This is a genomic window from Streptomyces sp. NPDC053542 (assembly GCF_044544685.1).
Taxonomy (GTDB): Bacteria; Actinomycetota; Actinomycetes; order Streptomycetales; family Streptomycetaceae; genus Streptomyces.
The window spans coordinates 504,956-522,164 of the sequence record NZ_JBITXL010000005.1 but is presented as its reverse complement, the minus strand read 5'-3'; the positions used below and the strand labels follow the sequence as shown (position 1 = coordinate 522,164).

Annotated in this window: 14 protein-coding genes and 1 pseudogene; 2 read left to right on the top strand and 13 right to left on the bottom strand. The window is 72.5% G+C overall.

All coding sequences use genetic code 11. From position 1 onward, the window contains the following. Window positions 1-51: 51 nt before the first annotated feature. The 6 genes from ACIGXO_RS17285 to bldG all read right to left on the bottom strand — a co-directional run bounded on the left by ACIGXO_RS17285 (window position 52) and on the right by bldG (window position 6,940). Window positions 52-249 carry a hypothetical protein gene (locus ACIGXO_RS17285; protein ID WP_399786793.1) on the bottom strand — a complete coding sequence of 66 codons (198 nt, stop codon included), beginning with the start codon at window positions 247-249 and terminating at the stop codon, window positions 52-54. Between the two features lie 133 nt (window positions 250-382). Continuing rightward, window positions 383-1,975: a methyltransferase gene (locus ACIGXO_RS17280; RefSeq protein WP_399786790.1), complete on the bottom strand. Its 1,593-nt coding sequence runs from the start codon at window positions 1,973-1,975 to the stop codon at window positions 383-385. A 173-nt stretch (window positions 1,976-2,148) separates the two neighbouring features. Further along, complete coding sequence (locus tag ACIGXO_RS17275; RefSeq protein WP_399786787.1) at window positions 2,149-2,721, bottom strand: small secreted protein; 573 nt, start codon at window positions 2,719-2,721, stop codon at window positions 2,149-2,151. A 213-nt stretch (window positions 2,722-2,934) separates the two neighbouring features. Beyond that, window positions 2,935-5,331 (bottom strand): sodium-translocating pyrophosphatase, encoded by a 2,397-nt coding sequence (locus tag ACIGXO_RS17270; RefSeq protein ID WP_399786784.1) that lies wholly within the window; start codon window positions 5,329-5,331, stop codon window positions 2,935-2,937. A 704-nt stretch (window positions 5,332-6,035) separates the two neighbouring features. Beyond that, the gene (locus ACIGXO_RS17265; RefSeq protein ID WP_399786781.1) at window positions 6,036-6,488 is read right to left on the bottom strand and encodes an ATP-binding protein; all 453 of its coding nucleotides are present in this window, start codon (window positions 6,486-6,488) and stop codon (window positions 6,036-6,038) included. A gap of 110 nt (window positions 6,489-6,598) precedes the next feature. Continuing rightward, entirely contained in the window at window positions 6,599-6,940 is a 342-nt protein-coding gene (gene bldG / locus ACIGXO_RS17260; protein WP_030260174.1) for an anti-sigma factor antagonist BldG, read from the bottom strand. A 55-nt stretch (window positions 6,941-6,995) separates the two neighbouring features. Between bldG and ACIGXO_RS17255 the strand changes: the two genes are divergently transcribed. Further along, the gene (locus ACIGXO_RS17255) at window positions 6,996-9,686 is read left to right on the top strand and encodes a DEAD/DEAH box helicase (RefSeq protein ID WP_399786778.1); all 2,691 of its coding nucleotides are present in this window, start codon (window positions 6,996-6,998) and stop codon (window positions 9,684-9,686) included. A gap of 104 nt (window positions 9,687-9,790) precedes the next feature. Here ACIGXO_RS17255 and ACIGXO_RS17250 read toward each other — a convergent pair. From ACIGXO_RS17250 to ssd, 7 genes and pseudogenes are all read right to left on the bottom strand, one after another. After that, window positions 9,791-10,003, bottom strand: a pseudogene (locus ACIGXO_RS17250) (Rv3654c family TadE-like protein); the annotation flags it as partial. Between the two features lie 106 nt (window positions 10,004-10,109). Continuing rightward, a complete protein-coding gene (locus ACIGXO_RS17245; RefSeq protein WP_399787126.1) occupies window positions 10,110-10,436 on the bottom strand; it encodes a TadE family type IV pilus minor pilin in 327 nt (108 codons plus the stop codon). Window positions 10,437-10,560: 124 nt separating this feature from the next. Then, window positions 10,561-10,992, bottom strand: a complete 432-nt coding sequence (locus ACIGXO_RS17240; protein ID WP_399786775.1) for a DUF4244 domain-containing protein — start codon at window positions 10,990-10,992, stop codon at window positions 10,561-10,563. Window positions 10,993-11,150: 158 nt separating this feature from the next. After that, complete coding sequence (locus ACIGXO_RS17235; protein WP_399786772.1) at window positions 11,151-11,735, bottom strand: type II secretion system F family protein; 585 nt, start codon at window positions 11,733-11,735, stop codon at window positions 11,151-11,153. 248 nt (window positions 11,736-11,983) lie between these two features. Further along, window positions 11,984-12,616: a type II secretion system F family protein gene (locus ACIGXO_RS17230; protein ID WP_399786769.1), complete on the bottom strand. Its 633-nt coding sequence runs from the start codon at window positions 12,614-12,616 to the stop codon at window positions 11,984-11,986. Between the two features lie 329 nt (window positions 12,617-12,945). Next, window positions 12,946-14,229: a TadA family conjugal transfer-associated ATPase gene (locus ACIGXO_RS17225; protein ID WP_399786766.1), complete on the bottom strand. Its 1,284-nt coding sequence runs from the start codon at window positions 14,227-14,229 to the stop codon at window positions 12,946-12,948. A gap of 167 nt (window positions 14,230-14,396) precedes the next feature. Continuing rightward, complete coding sequence (ssd, locus tag ACIGXO_RS17220; RefSeq protein ID WP_399786762.1) at window positions 14,397-15,569, bottom strand: septum site-determining protein Ssd; 1,173 nt, start codon at window positions 15,567-15,569, stop codon at window positions 14,397-14,399. Window positions 15,570-16,036: 467 nt separating this feature from the next. On the opposite strand from ssd, the gene ACIGXO_RS17215 reads away from it, so the two are divergent. Then, complete coding sequence (locus ACIGXO_RS17215; protein ID WP_399786759.1) at window positions 16,037-16,918, top strand: HAD-IB family hydrolase; 882 nt, start codon at window positions 16,037-16,039, stop codon at window positions 16,916-16,918. The last annotated feature ends 291 nt before the right edge of the window (window positions 16,919-17,209 follow it).

Here is a 17,209-nt window from a genome sequence, read left to right as displayed (position 1 = left end):
CCGGTACGTACGCCCGGCCGGAGCCGGGCACCGGCGCTCAGGCGGTGAGACTCACGCGGTGGCCAGCAGCCAGCAGCCGGCCGCCAGGAACAGCGTGCCGAAGAGCGCGGTCATGGTCACCGCGAGCGGGCGGCTCACGCCGTGGGCGACCGGCGCACGGACGCTGACGCGCGCCACCAGCCACAGCAGCAGCCCGCCGCCGAAGAGTGCGAAGGCGGCACCGGAGAACACCGCGGGTCCACTTTCCATGCGGGCACCCTGGCACTCCCGCACGGCCCGCGGGCGAACAGCGGGTGAACGCGCGCGGCGACTCCCCCGTACGGGCTTCACATTCCCCGGTACGCACCGCCGACAGATACGGATGTGAGCCCGCCGTCCTCCGTCAGCCCTCCCCGGGTGCTGCGGCCGCCACCGGGCCGTCGACCGGCTCCAGGAAGCCCTGTTCGACCAGCATCCGGATCGCCTCCGGCGTGCGGTCCCGCAGCATCACGGGGTCCTCGCCGACCAGTTGGGCGATCGCGTCCAGGATGCGGCCGGCCGGCAGCGTGCCGTCGCAGACGCCGGCGAAGCCCGCGCCGACCGTGTCGACCTTCGTCGCCCGCCGCATACCGCGGTTCTGACGGAGCACCACATGCTCCGGGTCCTCCGCGCCCGGGAGCCCGACCTGCTCCTGCACGACCTCGGGTGCCAGCTTGAACCGCCCGGCCAGCAGCGCCGCGTCGTCCGTGGCCCGCAGATAGTCCTGGCGCTCGAAGTGGCGGAGCACCGCGGGGCCGAGCGGCTGCTCGACCGGATGCGGCCACTCCTCGATCGTGATCGAGGGGTCCTCGGCGCCGGACTTGCGCAGCGTGATCCACCCGAAGCCGATCGCCTTCGTCTTGCGCGCCTCGAACTCGTCCAGCCACGCCTCGTACCGCGCCGCGTACTCCTCCGGGCCCGCGCGGTGGTCGCCGGCGTCCCGCAGCCACAGCTCGGCGTACTGCGTGACGTCCTGCACCTCGCGCTGCACGATCCAGGCGTCGCAGCCGGCCGGCACCCACTCGCGCAGCCGGTCGCGCCAGTCCTCGCCCTCGACGTGCTGCCAGTTGGCCAGCAGCTGGCAGTACCCGCCGTCGTTCAGATGGCCCGCGGCCTGCTGCACCAGCGTGCGGCAGAGGTCGTCGCCGCCCATGCCGCCGTCCCGGTACGTCAGCCGCGCGCCCGGAGAGATCACGAAGGGGGGATTCGAGACGATCAGGTCGTACTTCTCCTCGCCGACCGGCTCGAACAGCGAGCCCTCCCGGAGGTCGGCGGGCTGCGCACCGGAGAGCGCGAGGGTGAGGGCAGCGATGCGCAGCGCCCTCGGGTTCAGGTCCGTGGCGGTGACCTGAGTGGCGTACTGCGCGGCGTGCAGCGCCTGGATGCCGGAGCCCGTACCGATGTCGAGCACGGAGTCGAAGGACGGGCCCGCGGCCGGGTCGCCGCCCTGGGGGCGCAGCGTGAGCCCGGCGAGGGTCGTGGACGCGCCGCCCACGCCGAGGACCAGCTCGGAGCGGTCCACGCCGGCCGGGCCGCGGCCGATGCCGCCCGCGCCGCCGACCGCGCAGCCCAGGTCGGAGACGATCCACCAGTCCTGGCCCTCGGGGCCGCCGTACGGCCGTACGTCCACGCTCGCGCGGACCTCGTCGCCGTCCCGGACGAGCCAGCCGTCGGCGAGGCAGTCGTCCAGGGGCAGCGCGGCGCCCGCGCGCGCTGCCGGCACCGGCTGCTGGAGCAGGAAGAGCCGCACCAGCGTCGCCTGCGGGTCCTCGCCTCTCGTGGCGCGCAGGGCCGGCACGGTCTCGCTGCGGGCCAGCGCGGCGTAGGCGGTGGCGCCGAGCAGCTCCAGCAGGCCATCGGCGGTGAAGCCGGCGGCCAGCAGTGCCTCCCGCAGCCGGGAGGTGCGGGCGGCGGACTCGGGGTCTCGGTCGTCTGCGACGGGGAGGTGCGTACTCACGCTCCCATTGTCAGGGCAACCAGTGACAGCGAACCACCGGCGCGACGGCTACGGCCCGGCCGGCCCTCTCCGGAGACGGATTCCCTCCGCTCTCCGGGGGCCGACCGGGCCGCGTGACCCGTATGCCGAGCGCTGAGAGTTCTTCCCGAGCGCACCGATGCTCTTCGTGAGCGCTACGAGCTCTTCTTGGGCGAAGCCGTGGTCTTCTGGGTCTGGCAGCCCTTCTGACCCGCCATCGCCTTGCCGACGTCGCCGGACTCCAGCTTCTTGAAGGCGGCCTCGCTCTTCTTGTTGAGCTTGTTGATGCCGTCCGACAGCGAGCGCAGCCCGTCGGCGAACTTCTGCTTGTCCTTGGTGTCCAGGCCGTCGACCTGCTTCTTCAGGTCCGCGTAGCCCGAGGAGAGCCCGTTCAGCTCCTTGACGGCGTTCTTCTGGTCCGCGCCGCCGCCGTCGACCGGCGGGGCGCCGGCCTTCTTCAGGGACTGCGCCAGCGAGCCGTACGCGTCCGAGATCTTCTGGAACGCCTGGGAGTCGGTCTGCTGGACCTTCTTGGAGTCGGTGCTGCCGTCGTCAGCGGTCTGCATCGAGGCGTTGGCGTCCTGGATCTGCTTGAACTGAGCCTGCGCCGGGTCGCAGAAACGCTTGGCCCAGTCATTGAGCTTCTTGTTGCTGTCGTCGCTGCAGCCGGTCAGCGCGAGCACCAGTGCCGCACCGCCGGACAGTGCAGCCGCAAGCTTCTTGTTCACCGGATTGGTCCCTTCCATGGCTCTCGGCCCCGGAACATACACGCCCAGAGTGCTTTGACCATGAGACGAGCATCCGGTACGACCCGCATTGAAGCCATTTGCACCAAGGGACGGTGACCGATACCTCTCGTATCCGGCACGCCGACAGGCGGGTGCCCGAGGCGCACAAAACACCTCGCGCACCCGCCCGTTGAGCGGTTGTGCCGTCGCCCCTTAGGAGGCGACCGCCGGGTCGACCGTCTGTGCGACCTTTCCGGAGTTGTCTTCGTCACCCACGGCGATGCCGCGGCGCTTGGAGATGTAGACCGCGCCCACGATGATGAACAGCGCGATGACCGCGACCGCGATCCGTACGCCCGCGTTCGCGTCGTTGCCGTAGCTGAACTTCACCACGGCCGGCGCGATCAGCAGCGCCACGAGGTTCATCACCTTCAGCAGCGGGTTGATCGCCGGGCCCGCGGTGTCCTTGAACGGGTCGCCCACGGTGTCACCGATGACGGTCGCCGCGTGCGCCTCGCTGCCCTTGCCGCCGTGATGGCCGTCCTCGACCAGCTTCTTGGCGTTGTCCCAGGCGCCGCCGGAGTTCGCGAGGAACACCGCCATCAGGGTGCCGGTACCGATCGCGCCCGCCAGGAACGAGCCGAGCGCCCCGACGCCGAGCGAGAAGCCGACCGCGATGGGGGTGAGCACCGCCAGCAGGCCGGGAGTCGCCAGCTCGCGGAGCGCGTCCTTGGTGCAGATGTCGACGACCCGCCCGTACTCGGGCTTCTCGGTGTAGTCCATGATCCCGGGCTTCTCCCGGAACTGCCGGCGCACCTCGAAGACCACCGAACCGGCGGACCGGGACACCGCGTTGATCGCCAGCCCCGAGAAGAGGAAGACGACCGCGGCACCGATGATCAGCCCGACCAGGTTGTTGGGCTGCGAGATGTCCAGGCTCAGGCCCATGCCCTGGGCGGCGTCGCCCACCTCGCCCACGGCCTTGGCGATCGCGTCCCGGTACGACCCGAACAGTGCCGACGCCGCGAGCACCGCCGTGGCGATCGCGATGCCCTTGGTGATGGCCTTGGTGGTGTTGCCGACCGCGTCCAGGTCGGTGAGCACCTGCGCGCCGTCGCCCTGTACGTCACCGGACATCTCGGCGATGCCCTGCGCGTTGTCGGAGACCGGCCCGAAGGTGTCCATGGCGACGATGACGCCGACCGTGGTCAGCAGGCCCGTACCGGCCAGCGCGACCGCGAACAGCGCCAGCATGATGGACGTACCGCCCAGCAGGAACGCGCCGTACACGGCGAGGCCGATCAGCACCGCCGAGTAGACCGCGGACTCCAGGCCGATGGAGATACCCGAGAGCACGACGGTCGCGGGACCGGTCAGCGAGGTCTTGCCGATGTCCCGTACGGGGCGCCGGCTGGTCTCGGTGAAGTAGCCGGTCAGCTGCTGGATGAGCGCGGCGAGCACGATGCCGATGGCGACCGCGACCAGGGCCAGCACGCGCGGGTCGCCCGCCCGGCCGGTGATCGCGTCGTCGGAGACGCCCGCGAGGCCCGCGTAGCTGGACGGCAGGTACGTGAAGGCCGCGACGGCCACCAGTACCAGCGAGATCGCGGCGGAGATGAAGAAGCCGCGGTTGATGGCGGTCATGCCGCTGCGGTCGGAGCGCCGGGGCGCGACGACGAAGATGCCGATCATCGCCGTGACGACGCCGATGGCCGGGACGAGCAGCGGGAAGGCGAGGCCGGCGTCGCCGAAGGCGGCCATGCCGAGGATCAGCGCGGCGACCAGGGTGACCGCGTACGACTCGAACAGGTCGGCGGCCATACCGGCGCAGTCGCCGACGTTGTCGCCCACGTTGTCCGCGATGGTCGCGGCGTTGCGCGGGTCGTCCTCGGGGATGCCCTGCTCGACCTTGCCGACCAGGTCGGCGCCGACGTCGGCGGCCTTGGTGAAGATGCCGCCGCCGACTCGCATGAACATGGCGATCAGCGCGGCGCCCAGGCCGAATCCTTCCAGCACCTTCGGGGCGTCCACCGCGTACACGAGGACGACGCAGGAGGCGCCCAGCAGGCCGAGGCCCACCGTGAACATGCCGACGACCCCGCCCGTACGGAACGCGATCTTCATTGCCTTGTGCGAAACGGCCGTGAGATCACGGGGCGCCGTATCGCCTTCGGCCGGCGTGGCTTCGCGGGCGGCCGCGGCGACGCGCACATTGCTGCGCACCGCGAGCCACATGCCGATATAGCCGGTGGCCGCGGAGAATCCCGCGCCGATCAAGAAGAAGGCGCTGCGCCCGATGCGCTGCGTCCAGTTGTCCGCGGGCAGCAGCATGAGCAGGAAGAACACCACGACGGCGAATACGCCGAGGGTGCGCAACTGCCGTGCGAGATAGGCATTGGCGCCTTCCTGCACGGCAGCGGCGATCTTCTTCATACTGTCGGTGCCCTCGCCGGCCGCGAGCACTTGCCGCACCAGTACGGCCGCGACGGCGAGCGCCGCCAGTGCCACGAGGGCGATCACCAGCACCATGCCGCGGTTGCCGCTCGTCAGCGATGGCTCGGCCAGGTATGTGGGGGTGTCGAGCATCTGAGGGGTGTAAGGCCCCGCCATTCGTCCTCCTTGACGTTTGGCACATGGGCGCGCGAATGCACGCTCAGGCGTCCTGAGCAAAGATGTGGACGGATTGTAGGGAGCCGCACTAGATCAAAACAGTACGCGTCAAAGGGAATTCGCCTGCAGCCGCGAAGATCAATAGGTGATCGCTTGGAGAATTCGCCCGAAAGACGGAATGCAGCAAATTCGCTGACCGCAGCCGGATGATCTCGCTGTCCTATTGAACGCCGCTGCTCAGAGCGGCGCGCGAGATCCTTTACGCGCAGGCCGTACGGGGCGCGCCGCGGAGTCACGGCCTCCGCTCCGGCGCCCGGCGCCGACGGGGCGGCACGCGTGTGCGGACGCGTACGAACGTGTAGGCGCAGGCGTAGGCCCGCCGGTACAGCTGCGCGCGGCGCTGCCACGCACGCGGACGGCATGGACCGGCGTACGGCATCGGGAGGAGCGGGGCGGGGCGGTGGGCGCAGGGGCCGGTTCCGGCGGCTGCTGAGGGCTGCTGGCAGCGCGACGTGGGATCGAGGGCGTCCCGGGGGTGGTCCCGGCGGGGTGCGGTCGTCAGAAGGCGCTGTGAGGCGCGCTGCGGCGGCGCGCGAGAGCGCTGGGTTGGCCCGGAATCGTCGGGCTGTGGCGGGTTCTGCCGGGACGAGGCCGTCCGGGCTTACTGAGACCGCCCCACTTACTGGGGCATCCCGCTGACTTGCTTACGGCAGGACCGGGTCCGGGACCGTCGGCCAGCTCATGCGGATGACGCCACCGGTCTCGCTGGAGGACACCTCGACGTCGTCGACCAGGCCGCTGATCACCGCGAGACCCATCTCGTCCTCGGCCTCGTCGCCGGTCACGGCTTCCGCGCCGTCCGGCTCGCCGGCGCCCTCGGCGCCCGACACGGATCCGGCAGGCGTGCCCGGCACCTCGTCACCGACCTCGATGGAGAACTTCTTCTCGTCCTCGATCAGCACGACCGTGATGGGCGCGGCGATGTCGTGACTGCGGTGCAGGCCCACCGCGCGGCTGCACGCCTCACCGACGGCGAGACGGACCTCGTCGAGCACCGCCTCGTCCACCCCGGCCCGTCGCGCCACGGCGGCCGCGACCAGACGCGCGGTCCGTACGTGCTCGGGCAGGGCACTGAAACGAAGTTCGACGGTGGCCATTGCCATCCCCCTCGATATGCGGGCGTGCTACGCAGGGGGCCGGACGCGTCGTCCGGTACCCCCCACTGCTTCCTGCCCCCGTGCACGCGGCACGGGGCACCGGACAGCCGTCAGTCGGTTGCCGCGACGGCCTCGTCGACCGAGGTGTGAATCGGGAACACCTTTGTCAGTCCAGTGATACGGAAGATCTTAAGAATGCGCTCCTGGTTACAGACCAGGCGCAGCGAGCCCTCGTGGGCACGCACCCGCTTCAGGCCACCCACCAGCACGCCGAGCCCGGTGGAGTCGAGGAAGTCGACGCGCTCCATGTCCACCACGAGGTGGTAGCTGCCGTCGTTCACGAGCTCGACCAGCTGCTCCCGCAGCTTGGGCGCGGTGTATACATCAATCTCGCCACCGACGTCGACGACCGTACGGTCGCCAACGGTACGGGTCGACAGGGACAGGTCCACGGATCCTCCAGCACCTTGCTATCGAGCGGTCGCCCCCCATGGATCGGCAGCCGCGATGGCATTCAATCACTTACCAGCAGGCGCGCACGACGCCTTAAGAGCATTGTCCGTCACTCCGGTGACACACTCGGTGCCGATGGCCTCCAATCAACCGCCGCCGGATGCGGGTGCGCGACCCTCCCCGGGCATGGTCCTCGACCGTCTCGCCAGGGGAGAGATCCGCGCTACGCGCATCACCCATACGGAGCACTTGCCCCCGCGGATCGGCAGCCATGCCGACTGGCCCGCATCTATCCGTACGGAAGTGATCGACGCCATCCGTACCGCCGGCATCGAGCGCCCCTGGAAGCACCAAGCCCGCACGGCGGAGCACGCGTTGCGCGGCGAGTCCGTCATCGTGGCCACCGGCACCGCCTCCGGAAAATCGCTGGCGTATCAGGCTCCCGTACTGTCGGGACTGCTGGACGGCTCGGAGGCGCCGAACGGCCGGGGCACCACCGCCCTGTACCTCGCCCCGACCAAGGCGCTCGCCGCCGACCAGCGGCGCGCCGTGCGCGATCTGGCGGCGCCGCTGGGCACCGCGGTGCGGCCGGCCGTGTACGACGGCGACACGCCGGTCGAAGAACGCGAATGGGTGCGTCAATACGGCAATTACGTCCTCACCAACCCCGACATGCTGCACCGCGGCATCCTCCCGGCCCATGCCCGCTGGTCCTCCTTCCTGCGCGCGCTGCGCTACGTGGTCATCGACGAGTGCCACACCTACCGCGGCGTCTTCGGGTCCCACGTCGCGCAGGTGATACGCCGGCTGCGCCGGGTCTGCGCGCGCTACGGCTCGGAACCGGTCTTCCTGCTGGCCTCCGCCACCTCCGCCGAACCGGCCGACTCCGCCGCCCGGCTCATCGGCCGGCCTGTCGTGCAGATCACCGAGGACACCTCCCCGCGCGGCGAGGTCGTCTTCGCCCTGTGGGAGCCGCCGCTGACGGAGCTGCACGGCGAGCAGGGCGCTCCCGTACGCCGCACCGCCACCGCCGAGACCGCCGACCTGCTCACCGACCTCGCCGTACAGGGCGTCCGCAGCGTCGCCTTCGTCCGCTCCCGGCGCGGCGCCGAGCTGATCGCCCTGATCGCGCAGGAGCGCCTCGCGGAGGTCGACGGATCGCTGCCCGGGCGCGTCGCCGCGTACAGGGGCGGCTATCTCCCCGAGGAGCGCCGCGCCCTGGAGCGCGCCCTGCACACCGGCGACCTCCTCGGGCTCGCCGCCACCACGGCACTCGAACTGGGCATCGACGTCTCCGGCCTGGACGCGGTCCTCATCGCGGGCTATCCGGGCACCCGCGCGTCCTTGTGGCAGCAGGCGGGCCGCGCGGGCCGGGCGGGGCAGGGCGCGCTCGCCGTGCTCGTCGCCCGCGACGACCCCCTGGACACCTACCTCGTCCACCATCCCGAAGCCCTTTTCTCCCAGCCGGTCGAGTCGACCGTCCTTGACCCCGACAATCCGTACGTCCTCTGGCCCCACCTGTGCGCCGCGGCCGCGGAGATCCCGCTCGGGGAGGAGGACTTGGCCCTCTTCGGCCCGGAGGCCCCCGATGTGCTCGCGGGCCTCGAACGCCGCCGACTGCTGCGCCGCCGCGGGAAGTCCTGGTACTGGACCCGCCGCGAACGCGCCGCCGACCTCACCGACATCCGCGGCCAGGGCGGCTCCCCCGTCCAGGTCGTGGAGGCCGCCACCGGCCGGCTGCTGGGCACGGTGGACGAGGCCGCCGCGCACTCCACCGTCCACGAGGGCGCGGTCCACCTGCACCAGGGCCGTACGTACGTCGTGCAGCACCTGGACCTGGAGGACAGCGTCGCCCTGGTCGAGGAGTCCACACCGCCCTGGTCCACGACCGCCCGCGACACCACCGCCATCTCCATCCTGGAGACCGACACCGAGGTGCCGTGGGGCGACGCGCGCCTGTGCTTCGGCTCCGTGGAGGTCACCAACCAGGTCGTCTCCTATCTGCGCCGCAAACTGATCACGGGTGAGGTACTCGGTGAGACCAAACTCGACCTGCCGCCGCGTACGCTGCGCACCCGCGCCGTGTGGTGGACGATGACCGAGGACCAGCTCGACGCGGCCCGGGTCAATCCGGAGCAGCTGGGCGGCGCCCTGCACGCCGCCGAACACGCCTCCATCGGCATCCTTCCGCTCTTCGCCACCTGCGACCGCTGGGACATCGGCGGCGTCTCGGTCCCGCTGCACCCCGACACGCTGCTGCCCACGGTCTTCGTCTACGACGGCCACCCCGGCGGCGCGGGCTTCGCCGAACGCGCCTTCCACACCGCGGCCGAGTGGCTCACCGCCACCCGTCAGGCCATCGCCTCCTGCGAGTGCGACGCCGGCTGCCCCTCCTGTATCCAGTCCCCCAAATGCGGCAACGGCAACGAACCCCTCCACAAACGAGGCGCCGTCCGCCTGCTGACGGAACTGCTGCGGGGGGCGGCGAAGGCGGCGGCCGGGACGGCGGGGGACGGCACCGGGACGGCCGCTGGGGCCGGGGCGGCCGGTGGGGCCGGTGGGGCCGCCGCTGGGGGCGGGGCTGCCGGGACTGCCGAGGCCGGGGCCGGGGCCGGTGAAGCCGGCGGTGGGGCCGGGGCCTGGGCGGCCGAGGCCGGGGGCGGGGCAGGCGCAGCCGGGGGTGGGCCTGCCGGGGACGGGCCTGCCGACGCGGGGGCTGAGGCCGGTGGGGACGGCGGCGGCTGATTTCGGGGCGGGGGCACGCCGGTCGGGTTCAAGGGCGCGTCCGCCGGGCCCGCGCGGGACCGGATGCGCGGGGTGAACGGTCCCGCGCGGGCTTCGGCCGACACGTCCGCGACGGCCGCCCGTACCGCACACCGCACCAGCCGGACACCCTGCGCAGCCGCGACCCGACGGGCCGCGCCGCACGCCTCCTCCTCTCCGTACACGCTCCGCGCCGAGGCGGCGAGAGCCGCCAGGTCCGCTGCCGCCCCCGCCCTGTGACGGGCCATCACGGCCTGCCCCAGCGCGATCACCACGGCGAACACCGCGCACAGCGCCATGCTGCTCACAGCCACCCAGACCGTCGCGGAGCCCCTGTCTCCCCGCCGTCTCCGCAGCTCGTCCCCGCGCCGTCCCGGCGGCCCACCGCTCGTCCCGCGCCGCGGCTCACCGCCCCACCGTCTCCTCGTCAAGAGCGACCGCCTCCCCTCTGAGCGTCATGGCCAGCGGCCCCAGCGCCGGAGCCGCCGCCTCGACCCGTACACGCACCAGGTCACCCTCCCGCCGCAGCGCCACCCGCGCCCCGCGCGGGGCGGCCGCCCGGGCCGTCGCCAGCGTGGCGCCCTCGGGTTCCGAACGCGCCGCGGCCCTGGCTCCCGCACGGGCCGCGTCCACGCACTGGATCTGCGCGCACACCGCCATCAGCCCCCACAGGAGCAGCGCCACGAACATCACCAGCGTCGGCATCACCACGGCTGCCTCGGCCGTCACCATCCCCCGGTCGGCCGTCGCCTTCAGAGACGCGGCTGTCGGCTTCAGGGCCACGGCTATCGGCTTCGGCGCCACGGCTGTCGGCTTGGGCGACACCATGGTCGGCCTGGCGGCCCCGACGGCCGGGTCAGACCTGGACATGGAGCGCCTTGCTGATCACCGAGCTCAAAGCCGAGCTCACCGCCCCGCTCGTCACGACCTTGAAGAGCACCGCGGCGAACGCACAGGCCGCCAGCGTCCCCATGGCGTACTCGGCCGTCGCCATCCCGCGGTCCAGCTTCTGCCGCAGCGCGGCACGCCGGCGTCGCCCCCACTCGCCGCTCCGGAGATGTGCCGCCCGGCGCCTCGTCGCCGACCGCCCCGTCACCTTCCTGTGGTCGAGACACGAGGCGGCCCAAGCGGCCCACGCCGCGGGCCCACCGGCCACCGTCACCCGTTCCCGACCGCCCCCGGCGGCCGTTGCTGTCCCGGCCCTTGCCTCTCGCACAACGCTGGCGGCCGCGGCGGCCCACGCGGGTACGGCAGTCTGTCGGGACGGCTTACGTGCTGCGGTTGTCATGAGATCCCCCTGTTGGACTGGCAGTTACTCAGTTCGTTGGTGCTGTTTGTTGTGCTGTTTGTTGGTGCTGTTCGTTCGGCTTATTTGCTTCGTCCGGCTTGTTTGCTTCGTGCGGCTTGTTTGGTTCGTTGGCCGTTAGTCGCTGGCGCGTTGGGTCGTCAGACGCGGGGCAGCAAGCCCTGGGCCAACCCGACGAGTACCGGGGCCACCCCGATCGTCAGGAAGGCCGGCAGGAAGCACACCGCCAGCGGCAGGGTCACGAGCACACCCGCCTTGCGTGCCGCTTCCGTTGCCGCGCGGCCCCATTCGGAACGGAGGTCCGCCGCGATCCGCGAGACCGACTCGACGGCCGGCGCACCGGATATCCCGGTGCGCGCCAGGCAGCGCCCCAGCTCCCGTGCTCCCGGAAGCTCCGCGAACCGCCCCCAGCTCGCGGCCGCTTCGCCCCCGAGGCGCAGCTCCGCCGCGGTATGGCGCAGCCGTTCGCCGACCGGTCCGCGGAGTGACTCGCCCACCGCGGCCGCCGCTTCGCCGGGGCTCGCCCCCGCCGCGAGACAGCCGGCCAGCAGATCGGCGGCGGTGGCCAGTTGCTCCCGTACGGCGACCTCCTCCGCGCGGGCGGCTGAGCGGGCCCGGGCCCGGCGCCGATGGCCTCGCGTGGCGTACGCGCCCACAGCTCCCAGTACGGCTCCGAAGACCCCGCCGACCAGGGCGAGACCGGCACCCGCCGCGGCGGCCACCACGGCCCACTCCCGAACGGTGTCGTTCCCCCGCTCCGGGCGGACGCGCCCGGCCGAGCCGGCGCCCGGCCCACGGCGGGCCGCACCGAGCCCTGTCGAAGTACGGGCCGCCGTCCCAAGAGCTGAGAAAATGCGGATCGCGCGGCGTCGTACGGCGGCCGTGAGAGCGATCCGGTGGATGACCAGTGCCGTACAGACCAAGGTAGCCGTCGTCGCGAAAACAATCCCCAGCCTGTGGATAACTTCAGCGGTCACCGCTCCGCCCGCCCCTCCGCCGTGCGGACGATGCGGCCCGTCCAGAGCACCCCGGCCCACTCCAGCAGCCCGCCGACCGCCAGGCAGGCCCAGCCGACCGGCGTGTGCAGGAGCACGTGGAGCGGGTCCGCTCCCAGCGCGCTGCCCATCAGCAGTCCGAAGGCCGGAAGGAGGGCAAGCGTCAAGGCCGTCGTGCGGGCGCCCGCCAACTGGGCTTGTAAATCCGCCTGTTGATGCCGCCGCGCCCGGAGCCCCGCCGTGACGCGCTCGATGCCCGCGGCGAGGCCGACGCCGCCCTGCACGGCGACCTGCCAGCACGCGGCCGCGCCCGTCAGCCCCTCCGCGCCCGGCAGCCGCGCCGCCTCGCGCAGCGCACCCGGCACGTCTCCGCCGAACCGCGCCGCCGCCAGCACCGCGTCCCCCGCACTGCCCCATCCGGCCGGCCCCGCCCGGCCTTCCGCGCCGGCCAGCACCAGGGCCTGCCCCGGTTGGCAGCCCGCACGCAGCTCGGCGGCGACCGCCGCGCAGAACTCGATCACGTCGTCGCGGCGACGGTCGCGCTCCCGTTGTGCGGCGCGCCCGGTCAGCCGGCGGTGCGCGACCGGCACGGCCAGCGCCCCGAGAACCACCGGCAGCAACGACTGGCCCAGGAGACCCAGAACGGCCCCAAGAGGCAGACACCACAGGGCTTGCCCCAGCTGTGCAGACCGAGCGGCCGCCCACGTCCGGCACCTGACGGCCGCTCGCTCGCCGTACGCCCAGCGCCGCCCGGTACGTGGCCACTGCCCGGTACCCCGCCGCCGTACGGCATGTCCAGGGCCGGTGTCTTCGCCACCTGCCAGCAGCAGCCGCGCGCGCCGCAAGGAGTTGCCCCGGCCGGCGGTCGTCCACAGGCCGGCGCCCGCGCACAGCAACGCCGCGCACACCGGCGTCATCGCGTCCGCCGCCACCTCCCCGCTCATGGCATGCCCCCGTTCACGTCGTCTCCCCCGTTCATGGCGCTTCCCCGGTCGCAGAGGGCGGCCAGGCGGGCCCAGCCCTCGGCCCGTCGGAAGCCGGCCGGATGCCAGACCGCGGCCGGTGTCGTGGTGACCAGGCCCGAGGGGGCGCGGTCGAGCACGTGGATCTCTGCGATGCGCCGGTGGCCCGTGCGCTCGCGTACGAGGTGCAGTACGACCGAGAGCGCGGCGGCCAACTGGCTGTGCAGGGCCGCGCGGTCCAGCCCGGCGGTCGAGCCGAGCGCTTCCAGACGGGCCGGGACGTCGGCGGCGGCATTCGCGTGCACAGTGCCGCAGCCACCTTCGTGGCCCGTATTGAGCGCGGCCAGCAGGTCCGTCACCTCCGGGCCGCGCACCTCGCCCACCACCAGCCGGTCCGGACGCATCCGCAGCGCCTGGCGCACCAGGTCCCGCAGCGTGACCAGGCCGACGCCCTCCTGGTTCGCCGGGCGGGTCTCCAGCCGTACGACGTGCGGGTGGTCGGGCCGCAGCTCCGCGGAGTCCTCGGCCAGGACGATCCGCTCGTCCCGCCCCACCAGGCCCAGCAGGGCGCTCAGCAACGTGGTCTTGCCGCTGCCCGTGCCGCCGCTGACCAGGAAGGACAGCCGGGCGGCCAGGACCGACCGCAGAAGCCGGTCACCGCCCGGCGGCACCGTGCCCGCCGCGACGAGCTCTTCCAGCGTGAACGCCTTCGGGCGCAGCACCCGCAGCGAGAGACAGGTCGAGCCGACCGCCACGGGTGGCAGCACGGCGTGCAGGCGGGTCCCGTCGGGCAGCCGCGCGTCCACCCAGGGGTGCGCGTCGTCCAGTCGCCGCCCGGCCACCGCCGCCAGGCGCTGGGCGAGTCTGCGGACGGCCGCGGCATCGGGGAAGCGCACATCCGTGCGCCGCAGTCCGCCGCCGCGGTCGACCCAGACCTCGTCGGGCGCGGTGACCAGCACGTCCGTCACCTCGGGTGCGGCGAGCAGCGGCTCCAGGGGGCCGCTGCCGGTCATTTCGGAGCGCAGCGCGGCCACCACGCCCAGCACCTCGGCATCGCCGAGCAGCCGTCCTTCCTCGCGCAGCGCCACGGCCACCCGGGCGGGCGTCGGCTCGGCACCGGCCCGGGCGATTCGCAGGCGTACGGCCTCCAGGAGCCCGTCCCCCGCGCCACCGCGTGGCCCCGTCCCCAGGCCGTGCGTGCCCACCGGGGGCTCGGCCCCGGACGGATCCGCCACTCCGGCCGGATTCGCCGCGCCGGACACACCCCTCGCTCCCGGAAGGCCGCGTGCCCCGGTGAGACCGCGCATTCCCATGAGGCCGCGCGCTTCGAGGGGATCGCGCGTCCCGGTGAGGGCCGCCGGCCGGGCCGGCCTCCCCCGCCCGGCACCGGCGTCCCACCGGTCCTCCTTCCGCACACCACCGAAACCGTTCATGAGACGGCCTCCCCGCCGTCCTCCGAGCGGGACTGCGCAGCGCCCACCGGGGCGCCACGGAGTGAGAACCCCGCGCCGGGAGCAGCGGACGTATCGGCGGCGCCGTTCGCTCCGGCCAGCACCCGCCCCCAGAACTCCGTACAGAACCGGGCCAGTGGCTCCCTCGCGTGCGCGCCCGGCGGGGCGCCGCGGGCGAGGGAGTCCGCGAGGTGGGGGTCCCACGGCACGGTGCCGACCAGGGGCAGGGAGAGCAGCCGGGCCGGCTCGGCCACCGGCAGGCCCGGGCCCGGCATCTCGCCCACCACCACGCGCAGGTCGCGCAGGACCGCCCGGGCGGGGGCCGCGACGCGCCGGGCCGCCACCGTCGCGCGCAGTTCGGCGGGGACCAGCAGCAGTCCGACGTCGATCTGGGACAGCGCTTCGGACACGGCTTCGTCGAGATGGCGCGGCAGGTCGACCACGACGACACCGCCACGTCTACGGGCCGCCGACATCACCGCGCGCATGGCCGGCGGCGGGATCGTGACCGAGTCCCCGCGGTCCCAGCTCAGGACGCGCAGCGAGTGGAGCCGCGGCAGGGACTCGGCCAGGGCGCCGCCGCCGACCCGGCCGCGGGACTCGGCGAAGGCGGGCCAGCGCAGCCCCTTCTCCCGCTCGCCGCCGAGCAGGACGTCGAGGCCGCCGCCCAGCGGGTCGGCGTCGATCAGTATCGTCCGGTGTCCCTCTCGCGCGGCGGTCACCGCCAGGGCGCAGGCGAGGGTGCTCGCGCCGGAGCCGCCCCGGCCTCCGAGCACGCCCACCGTGAGCGCCGGCCGCCGGTCACCCTCCACCGCGTCCGCGATCCGGTCGACCAGCCAGCTCTCGCCGTCCGGCAGCCCGAGGACGCGCTCGGCGCCGATCTCGACGGCCTGCGTCAATACCCGGGCGTCCTGCGCGTCCCGTCCGATGAGGACCACGCCCACCCGGCGCCCGGCGCCCCGCAGCCGGTGGACGCAGTCCTCCCCGACGATCACCAAGGGGGCCGAATCCCAGCCCGCGGCCCGGGCGCTGCCTCCGTGCGCCACGGCCGGCAGCGTGCCCGCCGCCGCGCAGAGTCTGAGGAGATCGTCGAGGAGGTTTTCGTCCTCCGTGACGATCAACGGTCCGGGCTCTTGCGGGCCCCGGTCCATACGATCCAAATCGTTGCTTCCGGCCACGTTCCGTCCCCCTGTCGCTACACAACTCGTACATCCGCGAACTTCGCGGACTTTCACGGTGCAGCGATCCGGAAAATCTCGGGGATCTTGGTCGAAAACTGTGGACAACTACTGAGGCTGTGAATATCCCGGTCACCTATACCAGCGACTATGGAAAACTTCCTGAGAGCAGTCTCCCGATTACGGTAAGTTACGAACCGTGGGCGCAGCGGCACGCGGCGGCCGAGCGCCGAGGGAAGATCAGGAAGCAGGCCCCATGGTCCGAAAACGGGTCCGGACATGCGACGACCCCCGCCGGGGGGGAGAGCGGGGGTCGTCTCCACGGCCGACTCGGGGGGGGAGGAGCCGGGCCGGGTTAGCACGGTCGCGAACGATCCGTGACTTCCATGGTGTACCCGAGAGCCTTCTCAGGCAAACCCACGCGCCACACCTTACGCCGAATGGTGCCCCCCTATGCTCGCCTTGTGGAAAACCGAAGCTCGCTTCCTTCAGCACCGCACTCAGCGCCTCGGGCGGCCGCGTTCTTCGACCTGGACAAGACAGTCATTGCTAAGTCGAGCACGCTGACCTTCAGCAAGTCGTTCTACCGAGGTGGCCTGATCAATCGACGGGCCGCACTGCGCACCGCGTACACCCAGTTCGTCTTCCTGGCGGGCGGCGCGGACCACGACCAGATGGAGCGGATGCGGGAGTACCTCTCCGCGCTCGTCCGCGGGTGGGACGTGGCGCAGGTACGGGAGATCGTCGCCGAGACCCTCCACGACCTGATCGACCCGCTCATCTACGACGAGGCGGCGTCCCTCATCGAGGAGCATCACACCGCGGGCCGCGACGTCGTCATCGTCTCCACCTCGGGAGCCGAGGTGGTCGAGCCGATCGGTGAGCTGCTCGGCGCCGACCGGGTGGTGGCCACGCGCATGGTCGTCGGCGAGGACGGGCGCTTCACGGGAGAGATCGAGTACTACGCCTACGGCCCCACCAAGGCCGAGGCGATCCGGGAGCTCGCCGCTTCCGAGGGGTACGACCTCGCGCGCTGCTACGCGTACAGCGACTCGGCGACCGATGTCCCGATGCTGGAGACCGTCGGCCATCCGCACGCGGTCAACCCCGACCGGGCGCTGCGCCGGGAGGCCGCGGCCCGCGGCTGGCCGACGCTGACCTTCAACCGGCCGGTGCGCCTGAAGCAGCGGATCCCCTCGCTCGCCATGCCGCCACGGCCGGCGCTGGTCGCCGTCGCGGTGGGCGCGGCCGCCGCGACCGCGGGTCTGGTCTGGTACGCCAGCCGGCGGCGCGGCACGCCGGCGCGCGCCCTCTCCGCCTGAGACGAGTCCCCCACGCGCACCCCTCAACCGGAGCCAGGCCCCTGCAGGCGCCCGAATCACCCCCGTTTGAAGGCAAAAGTAAAGATGTGCGGCGAGGGGTTCCGCTTACCGGACGGCAGGAGTACAAAGGAATTAACGGCCCGCGAGACCAAGGATTCTCCGAGAGGAGCACCTTTCAACGCAGTTAGGCCCCACGGACCGAGCACGAACGTCGGGCACCCACGCGACGCCGACCCGTCGATTACGGGCCAGCCGCACAGGTAAGGACAAAGACTCCGACCTGTCGGCAAC

Bases quoted from the DNA above. Each gene is read 5' to 3' on its own strand.
- ACIGXO_RS17285 (WP_399786793.1), bottom strand. From the start codon at position 249: ATGGAAAGTGGACCCGCGGTGTTCTCCGGTGCCGCCTTCGCACTCTTC.
- ACIGXO_RS17270 (WP_399786784.1), bottom strand. From the start codon at position 5,331: ATGGCGGGGCCTTACACCCCTCAGATGCTCGACACCCCCACATACCTG.
- ACIGXO_RS17265 (WP_399786781.1), bottom strand. From the start codon at position 6,488: ATGGCCACCGTCGAACTTCGTTTCAGTGCCCTGCCCGAGCACGTACGG.
- ACIGXO_RS17255 (WP_399786778.1), top strand. From the start codon at position 6,996: ATGGCATTCAATCACTTACCAGCAGGCGCGCACGACGCCTTAAGAGCA.
- ACIGXO_RS17245 (WP_399787126.1), bottom strand. From the start codon at position 10,436: ATGGTGACGGCCGAGGCAGCCGTGGTGATGCCGACGCTGGTGATGTTC.
- ACIGXO_RS17240 (WP_399786775.1), bottom strand. From the start codon at position 10,992: ATGACAACCGCAGCACGTAAGCCGTCCCGACAGACTGCCGTACCCGCG.
- ssd (WP_399786762.1), bottom strand. From the start codon at position 15,569: ATGGACCGGGGCCCGCAAGAGCCCGGACCGTTGATCGTCACGGAGGAC.
- ACIGXO_RS17215 (WP_399786759.1), top strand. From the start codon at position 16,037: ATGGTGCCCCCCTATGCTCGCCTTGTGGAAAACCGAAGCTCGCTTCCT.